This window comes from Falsiroseomonas sp., assembly GCF_030695085.1.
Classification (GTDB): Bacteria; Pseudomonadota; Alphaproteobacteria; order Acetobacterales; family Acetobacteraceae; genus Falsiroseomonas.
In genome coordinates, this window is the sequence record NZ_JAUYTS010000231.1 from 17,021 (window position 1) to 40,340 (window position 23,320).

The 23,320-nt window shown below is 69.1% G+C and carries 22 protein-coding genes and 1 tRNA gene; 11 read left to right on the forward strand and 12 right to left on the reverse strand.

Annotation, left to right across the window (positions count from 1 at the left end; translation table 11 throughout):
• Window positions 1–4: 4 nt before the first annotated feature.
• Window positions 5–838, forward strand: coding sequence for a tetratricopeptide repeat protein (locus Q8S40_RS23775; protein WP_305672398.1), 834 nt, complete (start codon window positions 5–7; stop codon window positions 836–838).
• A gap of 12 nt (window positions 839–850) precedes the next feature.
• On the opposite strand, the gene Q8S40_RS23780 is transcribed toward Q8S40_RS23775, so the two are convergent.
• The 5 genes from Q8S40_RS23780 to Q8S40_RS23800 form a co-directional block, all read right to left on the reverse strand.
• Window positions 851–1,519, reverse strand: coding sequence for a glutathione S-transferase family protein (locus tag Q8S40_RS23780; protein WP_304807560.1), 669 nt, complete (start codon window positions 1,517–1,519; stop codon window positions 851–853).
• A gap of 79 nt (window positions 1,520–1,598) precedes the next feature.
• Window positions 1,599–2,639 (reverse strand): endo-1,4-beta-xylanase, encoded by a 1,041-nt coding sequence (locus Q8S40_RS23785; protein WP_305672399.1) that lies wholly within the window; start codon window positions 2,637–2,639, stop codon window positions 1,599–1,601.
• A gap of 68 nt (window positions 2,640–2,707) precedes the next feature.
• Window positions 2,708–7,231, reverse strand: a complete 4,524-nt coding sequence (gene gltB / locus Q8S40_RS23790; protein WP_305672400.1) for a glutamate synthase large subunit — start codon at window positions 7,229–7,231, stop codon at window positions 2,708–2,710.
• A 5-nt stretch (window positions 7,232–7,236) separates the two neighbouring features.
• Window positions 7,237–8,676 (reverse strand): NAD(P)-dependent oxidoreductase, encoded by a 1,440-nt coding sequence (locus tag Q8S40_RS23795; RefSeq protein WP_305672401.1) that lies wholly within the window; start codon window positions 8,674–8,676, stop codon window positions 7,237–7,239.
• A 190-nt stretch (window positions 8,677–8,866) separates the two neighbouring features.
• The gene (locus tag Q8S40_RS23800; protein WP_305672402.1) at window positions 8,867–9,820 is read right to left on the reverse strand and encodes a complex I NDUFA9 subunit family protein; all 954 of its coding nucleotides are present in this window, start codon (window positions 9,818–9,820) and stop codon (window positions 8,867–8,869) included.
• Window positions 9,821–9,977: 157 nt separating this feature from the next.
• Here Q8S40_RS23800 and Q8S40_RS23805 point away from each other — a divergent pair.
• The 7 genes from Q8S40_RS23805 to hpf all read left to right on the forward strand — a co-directional run bounded on the left by Q8S40_RS23805 (window position 9,978) and on the right by hpf (window position 15,622).
• A tRNA-Leu gene (locus tag Q8S40_RS23805) sits at window positions 9,978–10,064 on the forward strand.
• A 37-nt stretch (window positions 10,065–10,101) separates the two neighbouring features.
• Window positions 10,102–10,755, forward strand: coding sequence for a ribonuclease D (locus Q8S40_RS23810; RefSeq protein WP_304807569.1), 654 nt, complete (start codon window positions 10,102–10,104; stop codon window positions 10,753–10,755).
• Between the two features lie 225 nt (window positions 10,756–10,980).
• On the forward strand, window positions 10,981–11,607 hold the full coding sequence (lptC, locus tag Q8S40_RS23815) for an LPS export ABC transporter periplasmic protein LptC (protein WP_305672403.1): 627 nt from the start codon (window positions 10,981–10,983) through the stop codon (window positions 11,605–11,607).
• Window positions 11,604–12,608, forward strand: a complete 1,005-nt coding sequence (locus Q8S40_RS23820) for an LptA/OstA family protein (protein WP_305672404.1) — start codon at window positions 11,604–11,606, stop codon at window positions 12,606–12,608. The genes lptC and Q8S40_RS23820 overlap by 4 nt, the downstream gene beginning before the upstream one ends.
• Window positions 12,605–13,381: an LPS export ABC transporter ATP-binding protein gene (lptB, locus tag Q8S40_RS23825; RefSeq protein WP_304807575.1), complete on the forward strand. Its 777-nt coding sequence runs from the start codon at window positions 12,605–12,607 to the stop codon at window positions 13,379–13,381. The genes Q8S40_RS23820 and lptB overlap by 4 nt, the downstream gene beginning before the upstream one ends.
• Before the next feature lie 50 nt (window positions 13,382–13,431).
• Entirely contained in the window at window positions 13,432–14,922 is a 1,491-nt protein-coding gene (rpoN, locus tag Q8S40_RS23830; RefSeq protein ID WP_305672405.1) for an RNA polymerase factor sigma-54, read from the forward strand.
• Between the two features lie 100 nt (window positions 14,923–15,022).
• Complete coding sequence (hpf, locus tag Q8S40_RS23835; RefSeq protein WP_304807579.1) at window positions 15,023–15,622, forward strand: ribosome hibernation-promoting factor, HPF/YfiA family; 600 nt, start codon at window positions 15,023–15,025, stop codon at window positions 15,620–15,622.
• Between the two features lie 4 nt (window positions 15,623–15,626).
• Here hpf and Q8S40_RS23840 read toward each other — a convergent pair whose 3' ends face one another.
• The 3 genes from Q8S40_RS23840 to Q8S40_RS23850 form a co-directional block, all read right to left on the reverse strand.
• A complete protein-coding gene (locus Q8S40_RS23840) occupies window positions 15,627–16,301 on the reverse strand; it encodes a DJ-1/PfpI family protein (protein ID WP_305672406.1) in 675 nt (224 codons plus the stop codon).
• 69 nt (window positions 16,302–16,370) lie between these two features.
• Complete coding sequence (locus tag Q8S40_RS23845; RefSeq protein WP_304807583.1) at window positions 16,371–16,625, reverse strand: DUF1150 family protein; 255 nt, start codon at window positions 16,623–16,625, stop codon at window positions 16,371–16,373.
• 59 nt (window positions 16,626–16,684) lie between these two features.
• The gene (locus Q8S40_RS23850; protein WP_305672407.1) at window positions 16,685–17,197 is read right to left on the reverse strand and encodes an Hsp20 family protein; all 513 of its coding nucleotides are present in this window, start codon (window positions 17,195–17,197) and stop codon (window positions 16,685–16,687) included.
• A gap of 169 nt (window positions 17,198–17,366) precedes the next feature.
• On the opposite strand from Q8S40_RS23850, the gene def reads away from it, so the two are divergent.
• From def to truA, 3 genes are read left to right on the forward strand one after another with little or no spacing between them, the layout of a single operon-like run.
• Window positions 17,367–17,894, forward strand: a complete 528-nt coding sequence (def, locus tag Q8S40_RS23855) for a peptide deformylase (RefSeq protein ID WP_305672408.1) — start codon at window positions 17,367–17,369, stop codon at window positions 17,892–17,894.
• Window positions 17,895–17,914: 20 nt separating this feature from the next.
• A complete protein-coding gene (gene fmt / locus Q8S40_RS23860) occupies window positions 17,915–18,796 on the forward strand; it encodes a methionyl-tRNA formyltransferase (protein ID WP_305672437.1) in 882 nt (293 codons plus the stop codon).
• Window positions 18,796–19,557 (forward strand): tRNA pseudouridine(38-40) synthase TruA, encoded by a 762-nt coding sequence (truA, locus tag Q8S40_RS23865; RefSeq protein ID WP_305672409.1) that lies wholly within the window; start codon window positions 18,796–18,798, stop codon window positions 19,555–19,557. Before fmt ends, truA begins: the two co-directional genes overlap by 1 nt.
• Before the next feature lie 78 nt (window positions 19,558–19,635).
• Here the strand turns inward: truA and Q8S40_RS23870 are convergent, their stop codons facing one another.
• From Q8S40_RS23870 to dapD, 4 genes are all read right to left on the reverse strand, one after another.
• Window positions 19,636–20,685: an Ldh family oxidoreductase gene (locus Q8S40_RS23870; protein WP_305672410.1), complete on the reverse strand. Its 1,050-nt coding sequence runs from the start codon at window positions 20,683–20,685 to the stop codon at window positions 19,636–19,638.
• Window positions 20,686–20,705: 20 nt separating this feature from the next.
• Window positions 20,706–21,197 carry a hypothetical protein gene (locus tag Q8S40_RS23875; RefSeq protein WP_304807591.1) on the reverse strand — a complete coding sequence of 164 codons (492 nt, stop codon included), beginning with the start codon at window positions 21,195–21,197 and terminating at the stop codon, window positions 20,706–20,708.
• 137 nt (window positions 21,198–21,334) lie between these two features.
• The gene (gene dapE, locus Q8S40_RS23880; RefSeq protein ID WP_305672411.1) at window positions 21,335–22,468 is read right to left on the reverse strand and encodes a succinyl-diaminopimelate desuccinylase; all 1,134 of its coding nucleotides are present in this window, start codon (window positions 22,466–22,468) and stop codon (window positions 21,335–21,337) included.
• Window positions 22,468–23,307 (reverse strand): 2,3,4,5-tetrahydropyridine-2,6-dicarboxylate N-succinyltransferase, encoded by an 840-nt coding sequence (dapD, locus tag Q8S40_RS23885; RefSeq protein WP_305672438.1) that lies wholly within the window; start codon window positions 23,305–23,307, stop codon window positions 22,468–22,470. Before dapD ends, dapE begins: the two co-directional genes overlap by 1 nt.
• Window positions 23,308–23,320 lie beyond the last annotated feature (13 nt).

Consider the following 23,320-nt stretch of genomic DNA (forward strand, 5'->3'; position numbering starts at 1 on the left):
GGACATGCAACGCCAGACCCGCACCGTTCTCCTCGGAGCCTTCGCTGCCGCCGCACTGACGGCGCTGGGTGCGATTGGCTGGGTGGCGCTCACCCCCAGCCCGGCACAGACCGCCGAGGACCGCATGCCAACCCCGCCGCAGCCGCCGCGCCTGGCCGATGGCCCGGAATTCGAGCGCTGCCTGGGCCTGCTCCGCGGCGACCCCGAGGCCGCCCGCGCCTTCGCCGAGTCCTGGAGCCGCGAAGGCGGTGGGGAGGGTGCGCGGCAATGCCAGGCGCTGGCATTGCTGGCGCTGGGCGAGCCAGCCCTGGCGGCGCAGCGGCTGGAGACGCTGGCCACCCAATCGGCCGCGACAAGCCAGGCGCGCGCCGCGGTCTTTGCCCAGGCAACCCAGGCCTGGCTGATGGCCGGCGAGGCCAACCGCGCCTATGGCGCCGCCACCCTGGCGCTGACCCTGTCGCCGGAGGATGTGGACCTGCTGGTGGACCGCGCCGTGACGCTCGGCAGCCTGTCCCGCTACCAGGAGGCGATCGAGGATCTGGACCGCGCCCTGGTGCTCGACCCGAACCGGGCGGAGGCGCTGGTCTTCCGCGCGGCCGCCAACCGGCACCTGGACCGGGTGGACCTGTCCGCCCGCGATATCGAACGCGCGCTGGAGTCGGACCCGGCCAGCGCCGAGGCGCTGCTGGAACGCGGCATCATCCGCCAGCTGCGCGGCGATGGCACAGGCGCGCGGGAGGATTGGCAGCGCGCCATCGCCCTTTCGCCCAATTCGCCGACAGCAGACCTCGCGGCACAGAACCTGGCGCTGAACGAGGCCGGGCCGGCGCGGCGCTGAACGGGTCCGGCGTCAGAAATCCAGATCGTCGTAATGCGGCGGCGGCACCACGCCGGTGACGCGGTCGCCCAGCAGCGGGCGGAAACTGGGGCGGGACTTCACCCGCGCATACCAATCCTTCGCCGCATCGCAGATTGACCAGTCCACGTCGCCGATATAATCCAGCGTCGAAAGCTGCGCCGCCGCCGCCAGATCCGCCAAGCCGATCTGCGGCCCGCCGAGCCAGGCGCGGGTTTCCGCCAGCCAGCCGATATATTCGAGATGCGGCTTCAGATTCGCATAGCCGGCGCGGATCGCCGTGGCGTCCGGATTGCCCCGGCCGAGCAGCCGCTTCATCTGCTTCTCGAACACCAGGTTGCGGGTGACCTCGGCGTAGAATTTGTGGTCGAACCAGGCGACCAGCCGCCGCATTTCCGCCCGCTCACCCAGCGTGCGGCCGAGCAGCGGCATGTCCGGATAGGCCTCGTCGAGATACTCGCAGATCGCATAGGAATCGGCGATCGAAAGGCCGTTGGATTCCTGCAGCAGCGGCACCGTGCCGGCGGGATTCACCGCCAGGAATTCCTCACGCCTCTCCCACACCCGTTCGATCCGCAGATCGAAGGGAAGGCGCTTCTCGGCCAGAGCGAGGCGGACCTTGCGGGCAAAGGGGGAAAGAGGAAGGTGAAAAAGGGTCCGCATGCGTGCCGATATTTGAGACGGTGGGAATATTGCACGTGGCGCCCCCGGGGCCAACCCGCAGCCGCAGGTTGATAAGCTGCTACGCCCGTCGCGGCGCCGCATCCAGGGATGCGGCGATGGCGGCCCAGATCGGCTTGCGGCGCATCGCATCGTCATAGGGCAGCGGCCGCGCCTGCGCGGTGTCGCGGCGGCGATGTTCCGGCAGACGGCCCTCGCGGATCCAGGAATGGCGGTCCGTCAGCCCCCAGGTCACCACGGCGCGCACCGCCGGTTCCGCCAGCGTCGCATCCAGGAAGCGCCGCACCAGATCGGCCGCGGCCGCATCGCGCGGCCCGGAAGCGGCCGGCAAGGCGCTGCAATTCACGTCCATCTCCGTCACCTCGATGGTCAGGCCCAGCGCCGCAACATCGGCCAGGAAGGCGCGCCATTCGGAGGCCTCGAAAGGCTGGCCGGCCTGCAGATGCGCCTGCACGCCCAGCACCTGCACCGGCGCGCCCACCCGGCGCAGCCCCCGCAGCAGGCCGAGCACGCCGAGGCGGCGGCGGCGGGACCACGCGGTGGCGTGCTCGCAGCCGAAATCATTATAGGCGAGCCGCGCGGCGGGGTCCGCGGCGCGGGCCATGTGGAAGGCCTGCGGCAGGTAATCCGGCCCCAGGCGGTTCAGCAGCCAGGTGCGGCGCAGGAAATCCGGGCGCCCATCCTCCGGTGCCACCGCCTCATTCACCACATCCCAGGTGGTGACGCGGCCCTGCCAGCGCAGCATCGTGGCATCGACATGCTGCGCCATGGCCGCCGCCGTGCCCCGCGCCGAAAGATCCGCCAACCAGCGCGGCTCACTCTCATGCCACAGCAGGGTGTGGCCGCGCACGGCCATGCCGTTGCGGCGGGCGAAATCGAAAAGCTGGTCGGCGCGACGGGTACGGCGGTTGCCGGCCTGCGGCTCCAGCTCCGCCCATTTCATCTCATACTCGGCGACCAGCAGCCCGCAATCGGCGCGGAAGGCGGCGGCGAGGTCCGGCTCCATCAATTGGCGCGTGCTGAGCGCGGCGCCGAAGGCGAGGCCCTTGGCGGCAGCGCGGGCGTGCAGGCCGCCACCCGGTGCCGCCGGCGGCGTGACCATCCCTGGTTGCGCCGACGCGCAACCAGGGATGGCCAGGCTGAGAAGCCCGCGCCGCGTGGCCTGGAGGATCACTCCGCGGCGACGGCCAGCGCGTCTTCCATCGGCTGCGGCAAATACCGGGAGAAATCCTTCGGCACGACGTGCCAGAAGTTCAGCCGCTCCGTCGCCCAGTCATTCAACAGGCGGGCGGCGAAGGGGCTGTTGGTTTCCTCGACATGCCGCGCGACATGCTCACGCAGCGCGGCATCCCAATGGGCGGAGCCGCCGATGCGACGCCAGAGCAGCGTCTCCGGGTTCACGCGGTGTTCGAAGCTGGCGCCGGCGTCATAGACAAAGGCCATGCCGCCGGTGAAGCCTGCGCCGAAATTGTCGCCGACCGGGCCGAGGATCACGACGGTGCCGCCCGTCATGTATTCGCAGCCATTGGCACCGACGCCTTCCACCACCGCCAGCGCGCCGGAATTGCGCACCGCGAAGCGTTCCCCCGCCTGCCCCGCCGCGAACAGCGCGCCGCTGGTCGCACCATACAGGCAGGTGTTGCCGATGATGGTGTTGTCCTTCCACACCAAAGTGGAGGACGGCGCCGGCCGCACCACGATGGTGCCGCCGGACAGGCCCTTGCCGACATAGTCATTGGCGTCGCCAAAGACTTCCAGCTTCAGGCCACGCACCGCGAAGGCACCGAGCGACTGCCCGGCCGAGCCACGCAGGCGCACCGAGAGATGGCCGCGCTGCAGCCCCTCCATCCCGAAGCGCCGGACGATCTTGCTGCTGATCTTGGTGCCGATGGCGCGGTGCGTGTTGCGGATGTTGTAGGCGAGCTGCATTTTCTCGCCGCGCTCGAACAGCGCCGCCGCATCGCGGATCATGTCGGCGTCCAACGTCTCCGGCACCTCGTTGCGGCCTTCGAGGGTGCAGTAGGCGGCGTGCGCGCCCGAATCCGCCTTCACCAGCAGCGGGTTCAGGTCGAGGTCATCCAGATCCTCCGCACCGCGGCTGACCTGGCGCAGCAGGTCGGTGCGGCCGATCACCTCCGTCAGCCGGCGGAAGCCGAGGCCGGCGAGAATTTCGCGCACCTCCTCCGCCACGAAGCTGAACAGGTTGATGACCTTCTCCGGCGTGCCGGCGAACTTCTGCCGCAGCGCGTCGTCCTGGGTGCAGACGCCGACCGGGCAGGTGTTGGAGTGGCACTGGCGCACCATGATGCAGCCCATGGCGACGAGGCTCGCCGTGCCGATGCCGAATTCCTCGGCGCCCAGCATGGCCGCAATCACCACGTCCCGCCCGGTCTTCAGCCCGCCATCCGTCCGCAGCTTCACGCGATGCCGCAGGCGGTTGAGCATCAGCACCTGATGCGTCTCGGTCAGCCCCATCTCCCAGGGCAGGCCGGCATGCTTGATGGAGGAAACGGGCGAGGCACCCGTGCCGCCGGAATGGCCGGAGACCAGGATCGCATCCGCCTTCGCCTTCGCCACGCCGGCCGCGATGGTGCCGATGCCGGACCGCGCCACCAGCTTCACGCAGACGGTGGCTTCCGGGTTGATCTGCTTCAGATCGTAGATGAGCTGCGCAAGATCCTCGATCGAGTAGATGTCGTGGTGCGGCGGCGGCGAGATGAGCATCACGCCCGGCGTCGAATGCCGCAGCTTGGCGATGAGTTCGGTCACCTTGAAGCCGGGCAGCTGCCCGCCCTCGCCGGGCTTGGCGCCCTGCGCGACCTTGATCTCGATTTCCTTGCAGTTGTTCAGGTATTCGGCGGTGACACCGAAGCGGCCCGAGGCGATCTGCTTGATGGCGGAATTCGCGTTGTCGCCATTGCGGCGCGGCCGCGCCCGCGCGGGATCTTCGCCACCCTCGCCGCTGTCGCTGCGCGCGCCGATGCGGTTCATGGCAATCGACAGCGTCTCATGCGCTTCCGGCGAAAGGGCACCGAGGGAAATGCCAGGTGCCACCAGGCGCTTGCGGATTTCGGTGATGCTCTCGACTTCCTCGAGCGAGACGGGCACGCGCCCCTCCGCCCGGAAATCCAGCAGGTCGCGCAGCGCGACGGGGGGCAGCTTCCGCACGCCCTCCGAATACCGCTTGAAGGTCTGGTAGCTATCCGTCTCCACCGCCTTCTGCAGCGTGTGGATCAGCGACCCGTCGAAGGCGTGGTTCTCGCCGCGCTTGCGCAGCTTGTACAACCCGCCCACCGGCAGCGTCACCGCATCCGCATCCCAGGCCTTCTCATGCAGCGCCAGCACGCGCCGCGCGATGCCGGACAGGCCGATGCCGGAGATGCGGCTGGCGATGCCCGGGAAGAACTCGGCCACCAGCGCGCGGGACAGTCCGATCGCCTCGAAATTCATACCGCCGCGGTAGGACGAAATGACGGAGATGCCCATCTTGGACATCACCTTCAGCAGCCCCTTATCGACCGCCTTCTTGTAGCGGGCGACGCAATCCTTCAGCGAAAGGCCCTCGAACAGCCCGCGGCGGTGCCGGTCCGCGATGCTCTCCTGCGCCAGATAGGCGTTCACCGTGGTGGCGCCGGCACCGATCAGCACGGCGATGTAGTGCACATCGATGGATTCGGCGCAGCGCAGGTTCAGGCTGGTGAAGGTCCGCAGCGAATTCTTCACCAGATGCGTGTGCACGCCACCGACCGCGAGGATCATCGGGATGGCGGCACGCGCCGCGCCCTGCCCTTCATCGGTCAGGATCACATGCGCACAGCCGCTGCGCACGCCTTCCTCGGCCTCACGCCGGATACGCTCGATGGCGTGGCGCAGGCCCTGCTCGCCATCCGCGACCGCGAAGGTGCAGTCCACCACACAGGCGGTGTCGCCCATATAGGCGCGCATGGCGGCGAATTCCGCATTGGACAGAACCGGACTGTCCAGCATCAGCATGTCGCACTGGGTCGGGTCCTCATCGAGGATGTTGCCCAGATTGCCGAGGCGGGTCTTCAGCGACATCACCCGCGTCTCACGCAGAGAATCGATCGGCGGGTTGGTGACCTGGCTGAAATTCTGCCGGAAGTAGTGGTGCAGGCCGCGGTACTGGGTGGAGAGAACGGCGATGGGTGTGTCGTCGCCCATGCTGCCGATGGCTTCCGCCGCATCCTCCACCATCGGATGCAGGATCGTCTCCAGCTCCTCCAGCGTATAGCCCATGGCGAGCTGGCGGCGGCGCAGCGCCTCTCCGGTCAGCTCCGCCTGCTCATCGGCGCCGGCCTTGACGATGCCGTCGATGCGGGTGGTGCGGCTGGTCCATTCGCCGAAGGGCTTGCGCGACGAGAGCGCATCCTTCAGCTCCGTGTCGCCATAGAAGCGGCCGGTGGACAGGTCCACGCCGACGCACTGGCCGGGGCCGACACGGCCCTTCGCCACCACGCGGTTCTCATCCACCTTCACCATGCCGGTCTCGGAGCCGATGATGAGGATGTTGTCCGTGGTGATGCTGTAGCGCATCGGCCGCAGCCCGTTGCGGTCCAGCCCGCCGATCACCCATTTGCCGTCGGTCGCCGCGATGGCGGCCGGGCCGTCCCAGGGTTCCATCACCGCATTGCAGTACAGGAACATCTCCCGGTGCGCGTCCGGCATGGTCGCGTTGCTGCCGAGGCTTTCCGGGATCAGCATGGACTTCGCCATCGGCGCGTCACGGCCGCCGCGCACCAGCAGCTCGAACACATTGTCCAGCGTCGCGGTGTCCGATCCGCCGGCCTGCACGATCGGCTTGATGTCCTCCATATGCGCATCCAGCAACGGATGCGCCAGCCGCGTCTCATGCGACTTCATCCAGTTGATGTTGCCGTGGACGGTGTTGATCTCGCCGTTATGGGCGAGCATACGGAAGGGCTGGGCGAGACGCCAGGTCGGGAAGGTGTTGGTCGAATAGCGCTGGTGGTAGATCGCGAAGCGCGACACGAAGCGCGCATCCAGCAGGTCCGGGTAGAATTCGGTCAGGCTCTCCGCCAGGAACATGCCCTTGTAGACGATGGACCGGCAGGACAGGGAACACAGGTACAGTTCGGGAATCTGCGCCGCGATCGCCTGCTTCTCGATCCTGCGGCGGATCACATACATGTCCCGCTCGTACAGATCCTCGTCCACGCCACGCGGATTCCACAGCAGGATCTGCTCGATCTCCGGCCGCGTCGCATTGGCCTTCTCGCCGATGCAGGACACGTCGATCGGAACCTGGCGCCAGGAATAGATGGCGTAGCCGGCGGCGAGGATTTCCGATTCCACGATCTGCCGGCAACGCTCCTGCGCGCCGAGATCGGTCTTCGGCAGGAACACCATGCCCACCGCGATGCGCCCTGGCCGCAGCCGGTCGCCGCCGCGCTCCACGACTTCGGCGAAGAAATTCTGCGGGATCTCGATATGGATGCCGGCGCCGTCGCCGGTCTTGCCATCCGCATCCACCGCGCCGCGATGCCACACCGCCTTCAGCGCATCGATGCCGGCCTGCACCACCTTGCGATGCGCCTGGCCATCCAGCGATGCGACAAGCCCGACGCCGCAGGCATCATGTTCCGTCAGGTCGATTTGTCCCGCGCCCGAAAGCAGCGTGGCGTTGGCGCGAAAATCCTCGACGTAGTTGTCCATCGTCGTCACTCCGCCGCCACGGCGAGCGCCGCGGTCTTCTGCTCGATATAGCTGTGCATGGTCTCGGCCGCGTCACGGCCATCGCGGATCGCCCAGACCACGAGCGAGGCACCGCGCACGATGTCACCGGCGGCAAACACGCCCGGCAGCGCCGTCATCATGGTGCGATGGTCCACCTTCAGCGTGCCCCATTTCGTCACCGGCAGCGCCGGTTCGTTGAAGGCCTTGGGCAGATCCTCCGGGTCGAAGCCGAGCGCCATGATGACGATGTCGGCCGGCAGGTCGAAGCTGCTGCCTGGAATCGGCTGGACCTGCTGGCGCCCTGTCGCATCCGGCAGGCCGAGATGCATGCGGTGCGCGCGAACGGCGGTGACGGCGGCATCGCCCAGGAAGGCCTCCGGCGCGCCGAGCCATTCGAAGGTCACGCCTTCTTCCTCGGCGTTGTACACCTCCCGCATCGAGCCGGGCATGTTCGCCTTGTCGCGCCGATAGAGGCAGGTGACGGAGGCAGCACCTTGGCGCACCGCGGTGCGGACGCAATCCATCGCGGTATCGCCACCGCCGATGACGACCACGCGCTTGCCGGCGGCGTTCATCGTGCCGCTGGCCATGCCGGGCACATTCTCACCCAGCCCGGCACGGTTCGACGCGGTCAGATAGTCCAGCGCCGGGACGATGCCGGGCAGGCCGATGCCGGGGGCGGCCATGCCGCGGGCCTTGTAGACGCCGGTCGCGATCAGCACGGCGTCGTGCTTCACGCGCAGCTCCTCCAGCGTGATGTCCTTCCCCACGGCGATGTTCAGGTGGAAGTGGATGCCGCCTTCCTCGAACTGCTTCCAGCGGCGCAGCACCACCTCCTTCTCCAGCTTGAAGTTGGGGATGCCGTAGATCATCAGCCCGCCGACGCGGTCGTAGCGGTCATAGACATGCACCTGGTAGCCGCGCATCCGCAGCCGTTCGGCCGCCGCCAGCCCGCCCGGCCCGGCGCCGATGATGCCGACCGACTGTGCCAGTTCCCGCCGCGGCTTCGGCGCCTTGACCCAGCCATTCTCCCAGGCCGTGTCGGTGATGTATTTCTCGACCGACCCGATGGTGACGCTGCCGAAATCCTTCTCGATGACGCAGTTGCCCTCGCACAGGCGGTCCTGCGGGCAGATGCGGCCACAGATCTCGGGGAAGGTGTTGGTGGCGGCGGCGACCTCATAGGCCTCCTCGAGCCGGCCTTCCGCGGTGAGCTTCAGCCAGTCCGGAATATTGTTGTTGAGCGGACAATGCACCTGGCAGAAGGGCACGCCGCACTGGCTGCAGCGGCTGGACTGCGCCTTGGCCGAGTCAGGATCGAATTCCCGGTAGATCTCGGCGAAGTCCTCGCGCCGCGCCGTGGCCGGGCGTTTGTCCGGCTGGTGCTGGTCGAGGCGCACGAATTGCAGCATCCGATCGGCCATGGCGGCGCAGGCTCCTGACAGCGCGCGACCATCCGGCGGCGGCGCGGGGAGAGCCATCTACACCAGCGCCGAAACGGACGCGAGTCCGTTTTGGGCCTATACGACAGTATAACTGTCGTATTTTCTTCTCTCGCGCTTCCGAACCCGAACCGGCCGAAGAAGGGGGCCACTCAAAGGGTCCGAAGCGGCCTCATGCCGTCGCGAGGTCCCGCCGGCCGCCACCGGGCCGGAACCGCCGCAGATAGGCCGGCACCACCGATTCCACGGATTTCGGAGCAATGCCGAGCGCGGCAAGCCCCGGCATGGAGGCCGACGCCACATTATCCTTGGCCAGCAGCAGAAGCTGGTCGCTGGTCAGTGCCGGATTGGGCAGCTTTTCCAGGATCCGGGCCTGGAAGCGCATCAGCCCCATCGGCATCTCCACCATCCGGCGGCGGCGATGCGTCGTCTCCAGGATGAAGCGCAGCACCTCCCGCATCGTCATCACGCGCGGCCCGCCGAGTTCATAGGTGGTGCCCTTGGCCTGGTCCTGCTCCAGCGCCGCCATCACCGCATCCGCCACATCCGCCATATAGACCGGCTGGAAGCGCGAATCGCCGGAGACCACCGGCATGAAGGGCAGCATCTGTGCCATGCTGGCGAAGCGGTTGAAGAACTGGTCCTCCGGCCCGAAAACCACCGAGGGCCGCAGGATGGTGGCGGTGGGGAAGGCCGCCAGCACCGCCGCCTCCCCCTGCGCCTTGCTGCGCGCATACAGGCTCTCGCTGCCGGCATCCGCGCCGATGGCGGAGACCTGCACCATGCGCCGCGCGCCCGCCTTCGCCGCGGCATCCGCGATCAGGCCCGGCGCCTGACCCTGCACCCGCTCGAAATCCCCGGCCCGGTGCTCATGCAGGATGCCGACCAGGTTGATGACCACATCGGCGCCGGAGACGGCGCGGGCCAGCGCCTCGGCATCCGTCACCGAGACCTGGAGCGGCACGATCTGGCCGACCCGGCCCTGCGTGGTCAGGAAGCGCATGCCGGCCGGGTTGCGCGTGGCCACCCGCACCACATAGCCCTGCGCCGCCAGCCGCTGCACCACGTAGCGGCCGATGAAGCCGGCGCCGCCGAAAACCGTCGCGACCTTGCGTTCCTGCTGCATCATCCGCACTCCATCTGACCATTCGCTGCCGGACCATATGGGGCCGCATGTACCGCGCCAAGGCGATGTCACGCCACGGCAAGAATTCCGCCTGTCACCCGCTTGACGGAAATCGGGGCCGCCCGTAAACCCCGCCGCACGTCGGAAGACGCCCCTTGCCCAGGTGGCGGAATTGGTAGACGCGCTGGCTTCAGGTGCCAGTGACCGCAAGGTCGTGAAGGTTCGAGTCCTTTCCTGGGCACCACTCCCCTCGGGGTTATTTGGGCGGGGTCACATCGGCGGTGGGTTCCACCCTTTTCACAAAGGCCGCCGTGATCCGACTGCATCGGCATGACCTGCCGGATGGCCTGAACTTCGGGTCCTCCGTCGCCATCGATACCGAAACCATGGGCCTCGACCCGCGGCGCGACCGGCTGTGCCTGGTGCAGCTCTCCGCTGGCGACGGCACCGCGCATTGCGTGCAGATCCTGCCCGAGCGGCTGGGTGGCCGCGGCGCGGATTGCCCCAACCTGAAGCGCCTGCTGACCGACCCTGCGGTGCTCAAGATCTTCCACTTCGCCCGCTTCGATGTCGCCGCGCTGTACAATGCGCTGGGCGTCGTGGTTGCCCCCGTGGTCTGCACCAAGATCGCCTCCAAGCTGGTCCGTACCTACACGGACCGCCACGGGCTGAAGGATCTGTGCCGCGACCTGCTCGGCGTCGACCTGTCCAAGCAGCAGCAATCCAGCGACTGGGGCCAGGCGGAGCTGACGCCGGAGCAGCTGACCTACGCGGCCTCCGACGTACTGCACCTGCATGCGCTCTGGGCCAGGCTGAAGGCGCTGCTGGAGCGGGAGGGGCGGCTGGACATTGCCGAGGCCTGCTACCACTTCCTGCCCATGCGAGGCCGTCTGGACCTGCTGGGATATGAGGACCCGGATATCTTCGCGCATTGATCCGGTCCGGGCACGCGCTGCGGAAGAATTGACCGGCGCGTAAATCCTTCGCGGCCGAACCGGGTCGTCTTGGCACGTTTCTTGTCCGCTGGGCGCGGCGTGCCTGTTCTTCGCGTTGACCCTCCGCCCGGCGAGGCCCATAAAAACCAGGTGAGATTGCCGCCGCCCATTTCCGCCCGGCCCAACGCCCCCCCCGGCGCTGCCGCCCGCGCACCCAACCGTCGCATGCTGGCGCCCTCACGGGAACGCCGGGCGCCGAGCGTCGGACAATTGGCGCGGCGGCGCATTCTGGTCAGCATCGCCAAGCGGTTGTTGCCGCTGGCAGCCGTCGCGCTGCTCGCCACCGTGGCGTTGTGGCCGGAGCTGGACAGTGCGGCGGATCGCGGTCGCGTTGCCTTCCGCCGGGTGGTGCAGACGGCGCCGGATGCGCTGCGGATCGTCGACCCGCGTTATCAGGGCGTGGATGAGCAGAACCGGCCCTATACGGTCACGGCCAGCCTGGCGACCCAGGGCGGTAATGAGGATGTGGTGGTGCTGAACGAACCGCGCGCCGACCTGCTACTGGGCGACAGCGCCTGGGTCTACCTTGAATCCGAGCGGGGCCGCTTCAACCGTCCGACCAACCGGCTGGACCTCGCGGGCAAGGTCACGGTGCACCACGATGACGGCACCCAGTTCGTGACGGAACGCGCGGCCATCGACCTCAGCGCCGGCGCCGCCACGGGGGATGACCCGGTGGCCGCGCAGGGCCCCTTCGGCAATCTGACGGCGGAAGGCTTCCGGCTGTTCGATCGCGGCCAGGTGGTGGTCTTCACCGGCCGCGCCCGCGCGGTTCTGGAAGGTGGACAATGACCCGCACCAGGACCCGCGCCGGCCTACTCGTCGCCGCGCTGCTGCTGGCGGTTCCCGCCCCCCAGGCGGTGCGGGCGCAGAACCTGGACCTGAACCAGGGCGGGCCGGTGGAGATCACCGCCAATGACGGCATCGAATGGCGCCAGCAGGAACAGGTGGTCATTGCCCGCGGCCAGGCGCGCGCGGTGCGCGATGGCGTCACGGTGGATGCGGACCGGCTGATCGCCCGCTACCGCCCGCGGGGCGGCGCGGCGGCCACGCCGCAGCCCGGCGACAGCCCGCTCTCGGGCGGCGAGATCTGGCGGCTGGAGGCGGAGGGCCGGGTCCGCGTCACCTCCGCCACCGAACGCGCCGAGGGTGAACGCGCGGTCTATGACATGGACCAGGCGGTGATGGTGTTGTCTGGCCGCGGCCTGTCGCTGACCACGCCGGACCAGACCATCACGGCGCGTGACAGCCTGGAATACTGGCCGCAGCGCCGCATGGCGGTGGCGCGCGGCGCCGCGGTGGTGGTCAGTTCGGATGGCCGGCGCATCGCCGCAGATACGCTGGTGGCCTATTTCCTCGATGCGCCGGCGGAAGGCGCGCCTGTCCCGACGCCGGCGCCGGCGCGACCCGCCGCGCCGCCCGTGGCCGGCCTGCCGGCAGTGGGTGAAAGCAGCCGGATCGAACGCGTCGAGGCCTATGGGAATGTCGAAATCCGCTCCGCCGAGGAAGTCGTGCGCGGCGAGCGCGGCATGTATAGCCCGCAGACCGGTCTCGCACGGCTGGTCGGCGGTGTCCGGATCACCCGTGGGGAGAACCAGTTGAACGGCCAGGAAGCGATCGTGAACCTGCGAACCGGCGTGTCCCGGCTGATCTCCGCCCCCGGCACGCGCGTGCAGGGGTTGGTGATGCCCGGGCAGCAGCAGCCGGGCGAGGCCACGGTGCCCCCGGCCCAGCGCCCGGCGCCCCGCACCCCGGCCCCGCCCCCCGCCCGCCGCCCGAGTGCGTCCCCATGAGCGAACGGACGGGCGACGCACGTCAGCCGCCGATACGCCTCGCCGCCCAGAATACCGGGCTGGTCGCGACCGGGCTTGGCAAGCGATACAAGAAGCGGCCAGTGGTGCGGAACGTCTCGCTGACCTTGCGGCGGGGGGAAGCGGTGGGCCTGCTCGGCCCGAACGGCGCCGGCAAGACCACCACCTTCTACATGATCACCGGCCTGGTGCAGCCCGATGAGGGCACCGTGACCATGGACGGCCATGACGTCACCTTCCTGCCGATGTATCGCCGCGCCCGCCTGGGCCTTGGCTACCTGCCGCAGGAGGCCTCGATCTTCCGTGGCCTGTCGGTGGAGGACAATATCCGCGCGGCGCTGGAGGTGGTGGAGCCGGTGCGCGACCGGCGCGAACAAATGCTGGACAGCCTGCTGGCCGAATTCGGCATCGCCCATCTCCGCCGTGCCCCCGCCCTGGCGCTGTCGGGCGGCGAACGCCGGCGCTGCGAGATTGCCCGCGCGCTGGCCACCCAGCCCAGCTACATCCTGCTGGATGAACCGCTGGCCGGTATCGACCCCATCGCAGTGGGGGAAATCCGCGACCTGGTGAAGCACCTGAAGGATCGCGGCCTCGGCGTGCTGATTACCGACCACAATGTGCGTGAGACGCTGGAGATCATCGACCGCGCCTACATCCTGCACGACGGCCAGGTGCTGATGGAGGGCAACCCGCGCGACATCGTCGCGCATGAGGGTGTGCGGCGTGTCTATCTCGGCGAAAGGTTTTCGCTCTAGGCTCGCGGAATGATCAGCGCCGCGCATCGCCGGGTTGGGGGCTGAAGGCCGTGGCGCTCGGACCACGCCTGGACCTGCGGCAATCGCAATCCCTGGTGATGACGCCGCAGCTGCGGCAGGCCATCAAGCTGCTGCAATCCAGCAATGTGGAAGTCACCGCCTTCGTCGAGGAGGAGCTGGAGCGCAACCCGCTGCTGGAGAGGGACGATCGCGCCGAACCCGCGACGCGCGCCGATGAACGCGCGCCGGAGGCCCCTGCCCCGGAACCCGCCGACACCCACGCCGCCGCCACCTCCGGCGAGATGCCGGCCGACGGCGCGGCACCGCTCGATGCCGATTACGGCAATGTCTATGACAGCGACGGGCCGGGCGGCGGCTTCGCCGAATCCGGCGGCCGCGGCGGCCGGGCGGATTTCGATGACAGCCTGTCGGACATTGAGGACCTGCCCGATGGCCGCAAATCGCTGCGCGAGCATCTGGGCGAACAGGTCCGCCTGACCTTCGGCGATGCGCGCGACAGGCTGATCGCGGCGCAGATGCTGGCGCTGGTCGACCCGGCCGGGCGGATGACCATCACCGACTGCCAGATCGCCCGCGCCATGGGCTGCCCGGAGGCGCAGGTGACAGCTGTGCGGGCACGGCTGCAGCGTCTCGACCCGGTCGGCATGTTCTGCCGCGACCTGCGCGAATGCCTGGCGGTGCAGCTGGCGGAACTCAACCGGCTGGACCCCTGCATGGAGCGTCTGCTGGATAATCTGGAGATGCTGGCGCGGCGCGACCTGCGTGGCCTGATGCGGGTCTGCGAATGCGATTCCGAAGACCTGGCCGACATGATCGCGGAGCTGAAGCGGCTGGACCCGAAGCCGGGTGCCAGCTTCGATGCGCCACCCGCGATGGCGGTGGTGCCGGATGTGCTGATGAAGCGCCTGCCGGATGATGGCTGGGCGGTGGAGCTGAACCCCGAGACCCTGCCCCGCGTGCTGATCAATCGCGGCTTCCACGCCCGCGCGGTGGTCGGTGCCAAATCCCGCGACGACAAGGCCTTCATCGCGGACCGGCTGCAATCCGCCACCTGGCTGGTGAAGTCGCTGGAACAGCGCGCCAACACCATCCTCAAGGTCGCGGCCGAGATCGTGCGCCGGCAGGATGGTTTCTTCCGCCATGGCGTGGCGCATCTGCGGCCGCTGATCCTGCGCGACGTTGCCGAATATGTCGCCATGCATGAAAGCACCGTCAGCCGCGTGACCGCGAATAAATACATCGCCACGCCGCGCGGGACCTTCGAGCTTAAGTATTTCTTCACCACTGCCATCGCGGGAACACTTGGTGGCGAAAGTCACTCCGCCGAAGCGGTGCGATTCCGCATCCGGGAGATGATCAGCGCCGAGAGCAGCGAGGATGTTCTCTCCGACGATGCGATCGTCGAGCGTTTGCGCAAGGAGGGAGTGGACATCGCCCGCCGAACAGTGGCCAAATACCGCGAGGCGTTGCGCATCCCATCATCAGTGCAACGCAAGCGGGAGAAGGCCGTCCCGGCCTGATCCGCGGCCGGGTCTCATGCCGCATCCGCGGCGGGGTCACATCGCCGCCTATCCTTCCGGGCGCGGCCTTCCCCATAGCGGAGGAAGGAGCGAAGCTCGCATGCATATCACCGTCGCAGGCAAGCAGGTCGAAACCGGAGAAGCGTTGAAGACGCATGTGCGGGATGGCCTTACAACCATATCCCGCAAGTATTTCGACCACGCCGTGGAAGCAAACGTGACCTTCAGCCGGGACGCGAAGGGCCACGCCTTCCTGTGCGACATCAACCTGAAGGCCGGCCGCAACCTGTTCCTCCGAGGCGAGGGTGAGGGCGCGGATGCGCATCGCGCCTTCACCGTGGCGGCCGAACACGTCGCCAAGCGCCTGCGCCGCTACCGCCGCCGCATGAACGACCACGCCCGCAGCCTGGCCAGTGAACGCGAGCCGGAGGTGGCCGAGCTCGCGCGCCAGGTTGTGCTGCGACAGGAGGAGGATGAGGAGACGCCCGACCCCGCGCTGGAGGAAGCCGGCGACAACCCCGCCGTGGTGGCGGAGACACCGGCCGAGATCCATCGCCTGACGGTGGGTGAGGCCGTGATGCGGATGGATCTGGCGCATGTGCCGGTGCTGATGTTCCGCAACCGGGCGACCAATGGGCTGAACGTGGTCTATCGCCGCGGCGACGGGAATATCGGCTGGATCGACCCCAAGACGGCCTGAGCGCCTACCCCGCCGCCACCTCGGCCACCAGCGCCTCACGCGCCTGCCGGGTGGCGGCGGTCTTCGTCCGGACCGCGGCCAGGATTTCGGGCGGCGCGGTTTCGGGGCTACCGGCATCGAAGGGCGGGGCGGGCGCGTATTCCAGGCCGAGCTGAATTGACTGCGCCACCGCCGGCCCGGCAATTTCCGCCACCAGCGCCAGGGCGAAGTCGATGCCCGCGGTGACGCCACCGCCGGTGAACAGATTGCCATCCTGCACCACCCGCGCCTGCACCGGAATCGCGCCGAGCGGGGCCAGCAGGTGGTGGGCGTTCCAATGGGTGGTGGCGCGCCTGCCGCGCAGCAGCCCGGCCGCACCAAGCACCAGCGCGCCGGTGCAGACGGAGGTGACGTAGCGCGCACCCGGCGCCTGGTGCCGCAGGAAATCCAGCACCACGGCATCCCGCAGCAGCGCATTCACCCCGCCGCCGCCGGGCACGCACAGAATATCGAGCTGCGGGCAGGCGGCGAAATCCGTGGTCGCCATCATGGTCAGGCCGGTCGAGGCGCGCACCGGCCCCACCTGCGCCGCCACCAGATGCATCCGCGCGCCCGGCAGCCCGGCCAGAACCTCGTAGGGCCCGGTGAGATCCAGTTGCTGGACATCCGGGAACAGCAGAAGGCCGATTTCAAGGGTCATGGGTCTCTCCTGCCCGGTTTGTCCGGGCAGGCTAGACGCTCGGACGAAGCGGGGAAAACCCCGCCCGGATCAATGAACCAGCATGGGTTCCATGTCGTGCTGGCGAATCGCCGCGGCGGCCAGGTCGGCATTCGGCGCCGCGCCGATCGGCGTGCCGTCGGCCGCATGGATCGCAAAGGCCAGCGCGCCATTCATCACCACCGGGCGCAGATAGGCCACCGCATCGGCGCCAAGGCGCGCGAAATCGAGGTTCGACAGGCTGCGAAGCGCCATCGGGGTCAGGTTCACGCGGCCCTCTGCGGCGCCGCCATCGAAGTCGGACATGGTGGTCTCCTTCCGGCGCGGCCGTTCCTGGCCCGCGCCAATACAACGCACGACGAGCCTCAGCTTTCCTTGGCCCGGTTGTCGACAAGCTTCTCACCCGGCAGCTTCTCGCAGGGCTGGCCACCGGCCACCTGCCCCACAACGGGGCGCTGCGGGCCATTGCCGCGGGTGGCGATCTGGATGGTCTTCACCCGCACCTCGGGCAGCGGCCGTTGCAGGTCGACATGCAGCAGGCCGTTATCGAGCCAGGCGCCTTCCACCTCGATTCCCTCGGCCAGCACGAAGGCGCGCTGGAATTGCCGCGCGGCGATGCCGCGGTGCAGGAAGATCCGGCCCTCGCTATCGTCCCGCTGCCGGCCACGGATGACCAGCTGGTTGTCCTCCTGCGTGATCTGCAGGTCATCCATCGAGAATCCGGCGACCGCCAGCGTGATGCGAAGCCGCGTTTCCGCCGTCTGCTCGATATTGTAGGGGGGGTAGCCATCGGCGCTTTTCTGCACCCGGTCGAGCATCTGCTCCAGATGATCGAAGCCGAGAAACAGCGGCGAGCCGAATAGCGATGATCGTGACATATCTTCCGGTGCCTCCTCGCTCAGGAGCGAAGCCTTGGTTCCGCGGGGCCACAAGGCACCCCGCCTCGAGCAATTTTGGCGCCAAGGCCTGCCGTTGCAAGGGGGGCAAGGCGGGGCTACCTCTCCGCGTCCCCCCCGAGAGTGCCCGCGATGCGGGCGAGTGACCGAAATGACCTCCGCGACCGATCTTCTCCCCATCCTCAATGTCCCGGACCCGCGGCTGCGCGCCAAGGCGAAGCCGGTTGCGGCCGGGGATGCGCGTATCGCCGACCTCTCCGCCCGCATGCTGGCCACCATGTACAAGGCGCCCGGCATCGGCCTGGCCGCGCCGCAGGTGGGCGAATTGCTGCGCCTGGTGGTGCTCGACCTGCATGAGAACGACATTCCTGCCCCGATGGTGCTGGTGAACCCCGAGATCATCGCCGAAAGCGCGGAGACGGCGGTGCGGGAGGAGGGCTGCCTTTCCCTGCCCGGCCAATATGCGGATGTGACACGCCCGGCCCGGGTGAAGGTGCGCTACCAGGACCTGACCGGCGCGAAGAAGGAGATCGAGGGCGATGGCCTGCTCTCCGCCTGCCTACAGCATGAGATCGACCATCTGGATGGCGTGCTGTTCGTGGACCACATCTCCGCCCTGAAGCGGAACATGCTGCTGCGGAAGCTGGCCAAGGAATTGAAGCTGAAGGCGCAGGAGTGAAGCCGCTCCGCCTCGCCTTCATGGGCAGCCCGGATTTCAGCGTGCCGGCGCTGCGGGCGCTGCACCGGGCGGGGCATGAGATCGTGGCCGTCTATGCCCAGCCGCCAAAGCCCGCCGGGCGCGGGCAGCGGGAGACGCCCTGCCCGGTGCATCGCGCGGCGCTGGAGTTGGGCCTGCCGGTCCGCACCCCGGCCCGGGTGAAGCGGGATACGGCGGAACATGCGGCGTTTGCCGGGCTGGACCTCGATGTGGCGGTGGTCGCCGCCTATGGGCTGATCCTGCCGAAGCCGATGCTGGATGCGCCGAAGCGCGGCTGCCTGAACATCCATGCCTCCCTGCTGCCACGCTGGCGCGGCGCCGGGCCGATTCAGGCGGCGATCCTGGCCGGTGATGCGGAGACCGGCATCACCATCATGCAGATGGAGGAAGGGCTGGATACCGGCCCGATGCTGCTGGCCGAATCGACACCAATCGGCCCCCGCGCAACCACGCCAGAACTGCATGATGCGCTGGCCGGGATCGGCGCCCGGCTGATCCTGCGCGCGCTGGCGGAAAACCCACCCGCCACGCCGCAGCCGGAGGATGGCGTGACCTACGCGCCGAAGCTCGCCAAGGCGGATGGGCGGCTGGACTGGACGCAGCCGGCGGTGGCGCTGGACCGCCGCATCCGCGCCCTCACCCCCTGGCCCGGCTGCTTCTTCCAGGCAGGTGAGGAAATCATGCGTGTGCATGAGGCGGAGCCGGCCGCCGGCAACGGCACGCCCGGCACGCTGCTGGCGCCGGACCTCGTGGCATGCGGCGAGGGCGCGCTGCGCCTGTTGCGCCTGCAGCGCCCCGGCCGCGCCGCGATGGCCGCCGCGGATCTACTGCGCGGCTACGCCCTGCCGGTGCAGCTCGGGTAATGCCGCGCTACGCGCTGCTGCTGGAATATGACGGCACGCATTTCTGCGGCTGGCAGCGCCAGCGCGACCTGCCGAGCATCCAGAAACTGCTGGAGGAAGCCGCCGCCCCGCTGAACCGCGGCGTGCCGCCCACCGCCACCGCCTCCGGCCGCACCGATGCGGGGGTGCATGCGGAAGGTGCCGTGGCCGATCTGGAATTGGCGCTGGATTTGCCGCCGGAGCGGGTGCGCGATGCCATCAATGCCCGCACGCTGCCGCACCCGATTGTGGTGCGCGCCGCCGCGCGGGTGGCCGAGAGCTGGTCGGCGCGCTTCGACTGCCTCGGCCGCGGCTATCGCTACCGCATCCTGAACCGCCCGGCGCGGCCGGCCATGGAAGCCGCGAAGCTTTGGCATGTGAAGCGGCCGCTGGATGCGGCGGCGATGCATGAAGCGGCGCAGATGCTGCTCGGCCGGCACGATTTTTCTGCCTATCGCGCCGCCTCCTGCCAGGCGAAGTCCGCCATTCGCACGCTCGAACGGCTGGAGGTGACGCGGGTCGGGGAGGAGGTGCATGTGATCGCGGAAGCCCGCAGCTTCCTGCACCATCAGGTCCGCAACCTGGTCGGCACCCTGTACGAGGTCGGCCACGGCCGCCGCCCCGTCACCTGGCCGCATGAGGTGCTGGAGGGGTTGGACCGCGCCAAGGCGGGGCAGACGGCACCGCCGGATGGGCTGGTGTTTCGCTTCGCCCGGTATGAGCCGGAGCCCGAGTGGGTGTGAACCCCCCCCCGCCCTTGCGGGGGGGGTTGAAGCAATATGCAACGCCGAAGGGTTATTGGGGTGGGGGCAAGGCCCGCCCTACACGGCCTCCGGCAGCGCCAGGTCGAACCTCTGCGCCAGCTTGGCCAGCGCCGGCGGAATCGCCGGATGCAGCGCCACACCCTCCGCCATCGCCTGGGCACGCCGCGCCATGGCGCGTTCGCCCGGCAGGCGCGGGGCCTCGCCGCCCGGCTTGGGCGGGTTGGCGTGCACGGCATCCGCCATCCAGCCGGTCTCGCGCAGGAAGGCCTGGGTGCCACCGAAGCGGGCCGGGTCGATCACCATGACCAGGACGGAGGCGCCCCAGCCGGTCGGTGCATCGGCGCGGCCATGGCCGGCCAGCGCGCTGGTCAACACCTCGATCAGCAGGCCGAGGGCGAAGCCCTTGTGCCCGGCCTCGACACCGCCGAGCGGCATCAGCGAGCCATCGGCCCAGAAGGCGTTCGGGTCGCGCGTCGGCGCGCCATTCGCATCCAGCAGCACCTCATGGTCGAACAGCTTGCCCTCGGCGCGCTTGCGGCCGGTCATGCCATTGGTGGTGACGGACATCGAGACATCGATCAGCACCGGCCCGTCCGGCGTCGGCCAGGCGGCGGCCAGCGGGTTCGGCGTGTAGATGCGCCGCGTGCCGCCCCAGGGCGCGACGGACCCGGTTGCGGGGTCCGAACAGGTCAGCAGCAGCATCCGCCCGGCGGCGGCCACCGGCGGGCCATAGGCGGCGAGGCAGCCGATATGGTGGCAGCGGCCGATACTGACCACGCCGATCCCCATCTCGGCCGAGGCGGCTTCCGCCCGGGCGATGGCGCGGCGCACCAGCCAGGGGCCGGGCAGCTTGCGGCCATCCCAGGTCTCGGCGACGGCGGTGGCGGAGACCAGCTCCGGCTCCCCGGCCGCGCGCATGTCGCCGGAGACCAGCGAGTCGAGATACGGCGTCAGCAGCGCCAGGCCATGCGTGTCATGGCCCATCAGGTCGCCCTCGAGCAGCACCTCCGCCACCGCGCGGGCCTTTTCCGATTCCAGCCCCGCCGCGGCGCAGGCGGTGGTGGCAAAGCGCAGCAATCCCGCCACCTCGTAGCGCGCATCCGGCATGGTTTCTCTCCCCAATAGTGTCAGCCGATCGAAAGCCGCTGCACGAAGCCCGCGATGAACAGGCCGATCGCCAGGTCCATCACCACCAGCCCGGTCGCCCTGCCGCCGGAGATGCCGAGCACCGTCCTGGCCATGAACCATTCGAGCCACAGCGAATAGCCGATCACCGCCAGCGTCAGCCCCTGCGCCAGGATCGAGGGCGGCCCCAGGAACAGCAGCACCGCCAGGGCGATCTGCACCAGGTACTGCACCACGCTGATCCAGTTCCACGCCACGACGAAGCGCGGCCACAGCGCGGCACGGCCCCAGCCGGCGATCACCGGGAGGGAGACCAGCACGAACAGCACCCAGCCATAGACATAGCCGGTCAGCTCCGCCGTCAGAGGGCGCAGCAGGCCACCTGACGGCGCTTCGATGCTGCTCCAGGCGAAGACCCGCAGCGCCAGGAAGGCCGGCAGGCAGATCGCGGCCGCGGCGAAGGACCGCAGGGCGCCGGCCGGCGTCGTCTCCATCAGCGCGACGCCTTCCGCCCGGCCCCGCCCGAGCAGCAGCGCGCCGATCAGCCCGGCGGTGATCGCCAGGCGCAGCGGCGGCTCCGGCGGCAGCCCACCTGGCGGTGGCGCGTCCGGCGGCGGGTTGGGGGCGCCGCTCAGCCGAGCACCTCCTCGATCACCCGGGCATAAAGCCGGGTGAGCGCCCGCAATTCCGCGACCGGCGTCGATTCATCCGCCTTGTGCATCGTGGCCCCCACGGCGCCGAGTTCCGCCACCGGGCAGTGCCGCGCGATGAATCGGGCGTCCGATGTGCCGCCGCCGGTATCCAGCGTGGCTGCCTGCCCGGTCTCCGCCAGAACGGCACGTTCCAGCGCGGCGACGAAGGGGCCGGGTTGGGTGAGGAAGGATTCGCCGCTGCACACCACCGCCAATTCATGCCGCGGCGCATCGCGCTCCAGCGCCGCGCGGAGATGTGCGGTCAGGCTCGCCTCGCTGTGCAGGTCGTTGAAGCGGATGTTCAGCCGCGCCGTGGCGCTGGGCGGGATGACATTGGTCGCCGGGTTGCCGACATCGAAGCTGGTGACCTGCAAGGTCGTAGGCTCGAAGAACTGGCTGCCCTGGTCCAGCGGCGTGCCGGTCAGCGCCGCCAGCACCCGCACCAGGCGATGGATCGGGTTGTCGGCGCGCTGCGGATAGGCGCTGTGGCCCTGGGTGCCATGCACCGTGAGCGTCGCATTCAGGCTACCGCGCCGGCCCACCTTGATGGTGTCGCCCAGCACGACCTTGCTGGTCGGCTCCCCCACCACGCAGCAATCCGGAATGCCACCCCGCGCGGCCAGCCAATCCAGCACGCGCACCGTGCCGTCCGTGGCGGGGCCTTCCTCATCGCCGGTGATCAGCAGCGACAGGGTCCCGGGCAGATCCGGCCGGCGGTCCAGCACATCGGCCACTGCGGAAACCCAGGCGGCGACGCCGCCTTTCATGTCCGTGGCGCCGCGGCCAAAAAGCAGCCCGTCCCGCACCTCGCCGCCAAATGGGTCGGCGGTCCAGCCGGTGGCACCGGGCGGCACCACATCGGTGTGGCCGGCGAACATCAGGTGCGGGCCACCCTCGCCCCGGATCGCAAACAGATTCTCCACCTCGCCGAAGCGGAGCCGTTCACACGCAAAGCCGAGCGGCGCCAGCGCCGCCTCCAGCACCGCCAGCGCGCCGTCATCGGCGGGCGTGACGGACCGGCAGCGGATCAGAGCCTGAGCCAGCGGCACAGGGTCCGGAACGTCGTTCCGCATCAATCCCGCAGCAATTCGTTGATCGAGGTCTTCGACCGCGTCTGCGCATCCACCCGCTTCACGATCACCGCGCAATACAGGCTGGGTCCCGGCGAGCCATCCGGCAGCTGCTTGCCCGGCAGGCTGCCAGGTACCACCACCGAATAAGCCGGCACCCGGCCCATGAAGACCTCGCCCGTCGCCCGGTCGATGATCTTGGTGGAGGCGCCGAGGAAGACGCCCATCGACAGCACGCTGCCGCGCTCCACGATCACGCCTTCCGCCACTTCGGAACGCGCGCCGACGAAGCACTCATCCTCGATCACCACCGGATTGGCCTGCAGCGGCTCCAGCACGCCGCCGATGCCGGCGCCGCCCGAGATGTGGCAGTTCTTGCCGATCTGCGCGCAGGACCCGATGGTGGCCCAGGTATCCACCATGGTGCCGCTATCGACATAGGCGCCGAGGTTCACGAAGGACGGCATCAGCACCACGCCCGGCGCGATGAAGGCCGAACGCCGCACCACGGCGCCAGGCACCGCGCGGAAGCCGGCTTCCTTGAAGCGGTTGGCGCCCCAGTCGGCGAATTTCAGCGGCACCTTGTCATAGGCGCCGAGGCCCACATCCATCGGCGCGCTGTCCGACAGGCGGAAGGACAGCAGCACAGCCTGCTTCAGCCACTGATTCACATGCCAGGCGCCATCCGCGCCGGGCTGCGCGACTCGCGCCTTGCCCGAATCGAGCAGTTCCAGCGCGGTTTCCACAACCTGCCGGTCCTCGCCCTGGGTCTGGGCGTTCAGCGTGTCACGCCGGTCCCACAGCGCCTCGATCTTGGCCTTCAGCGGCGTGGTCGTGTCCATGGTCTGCGGTGTG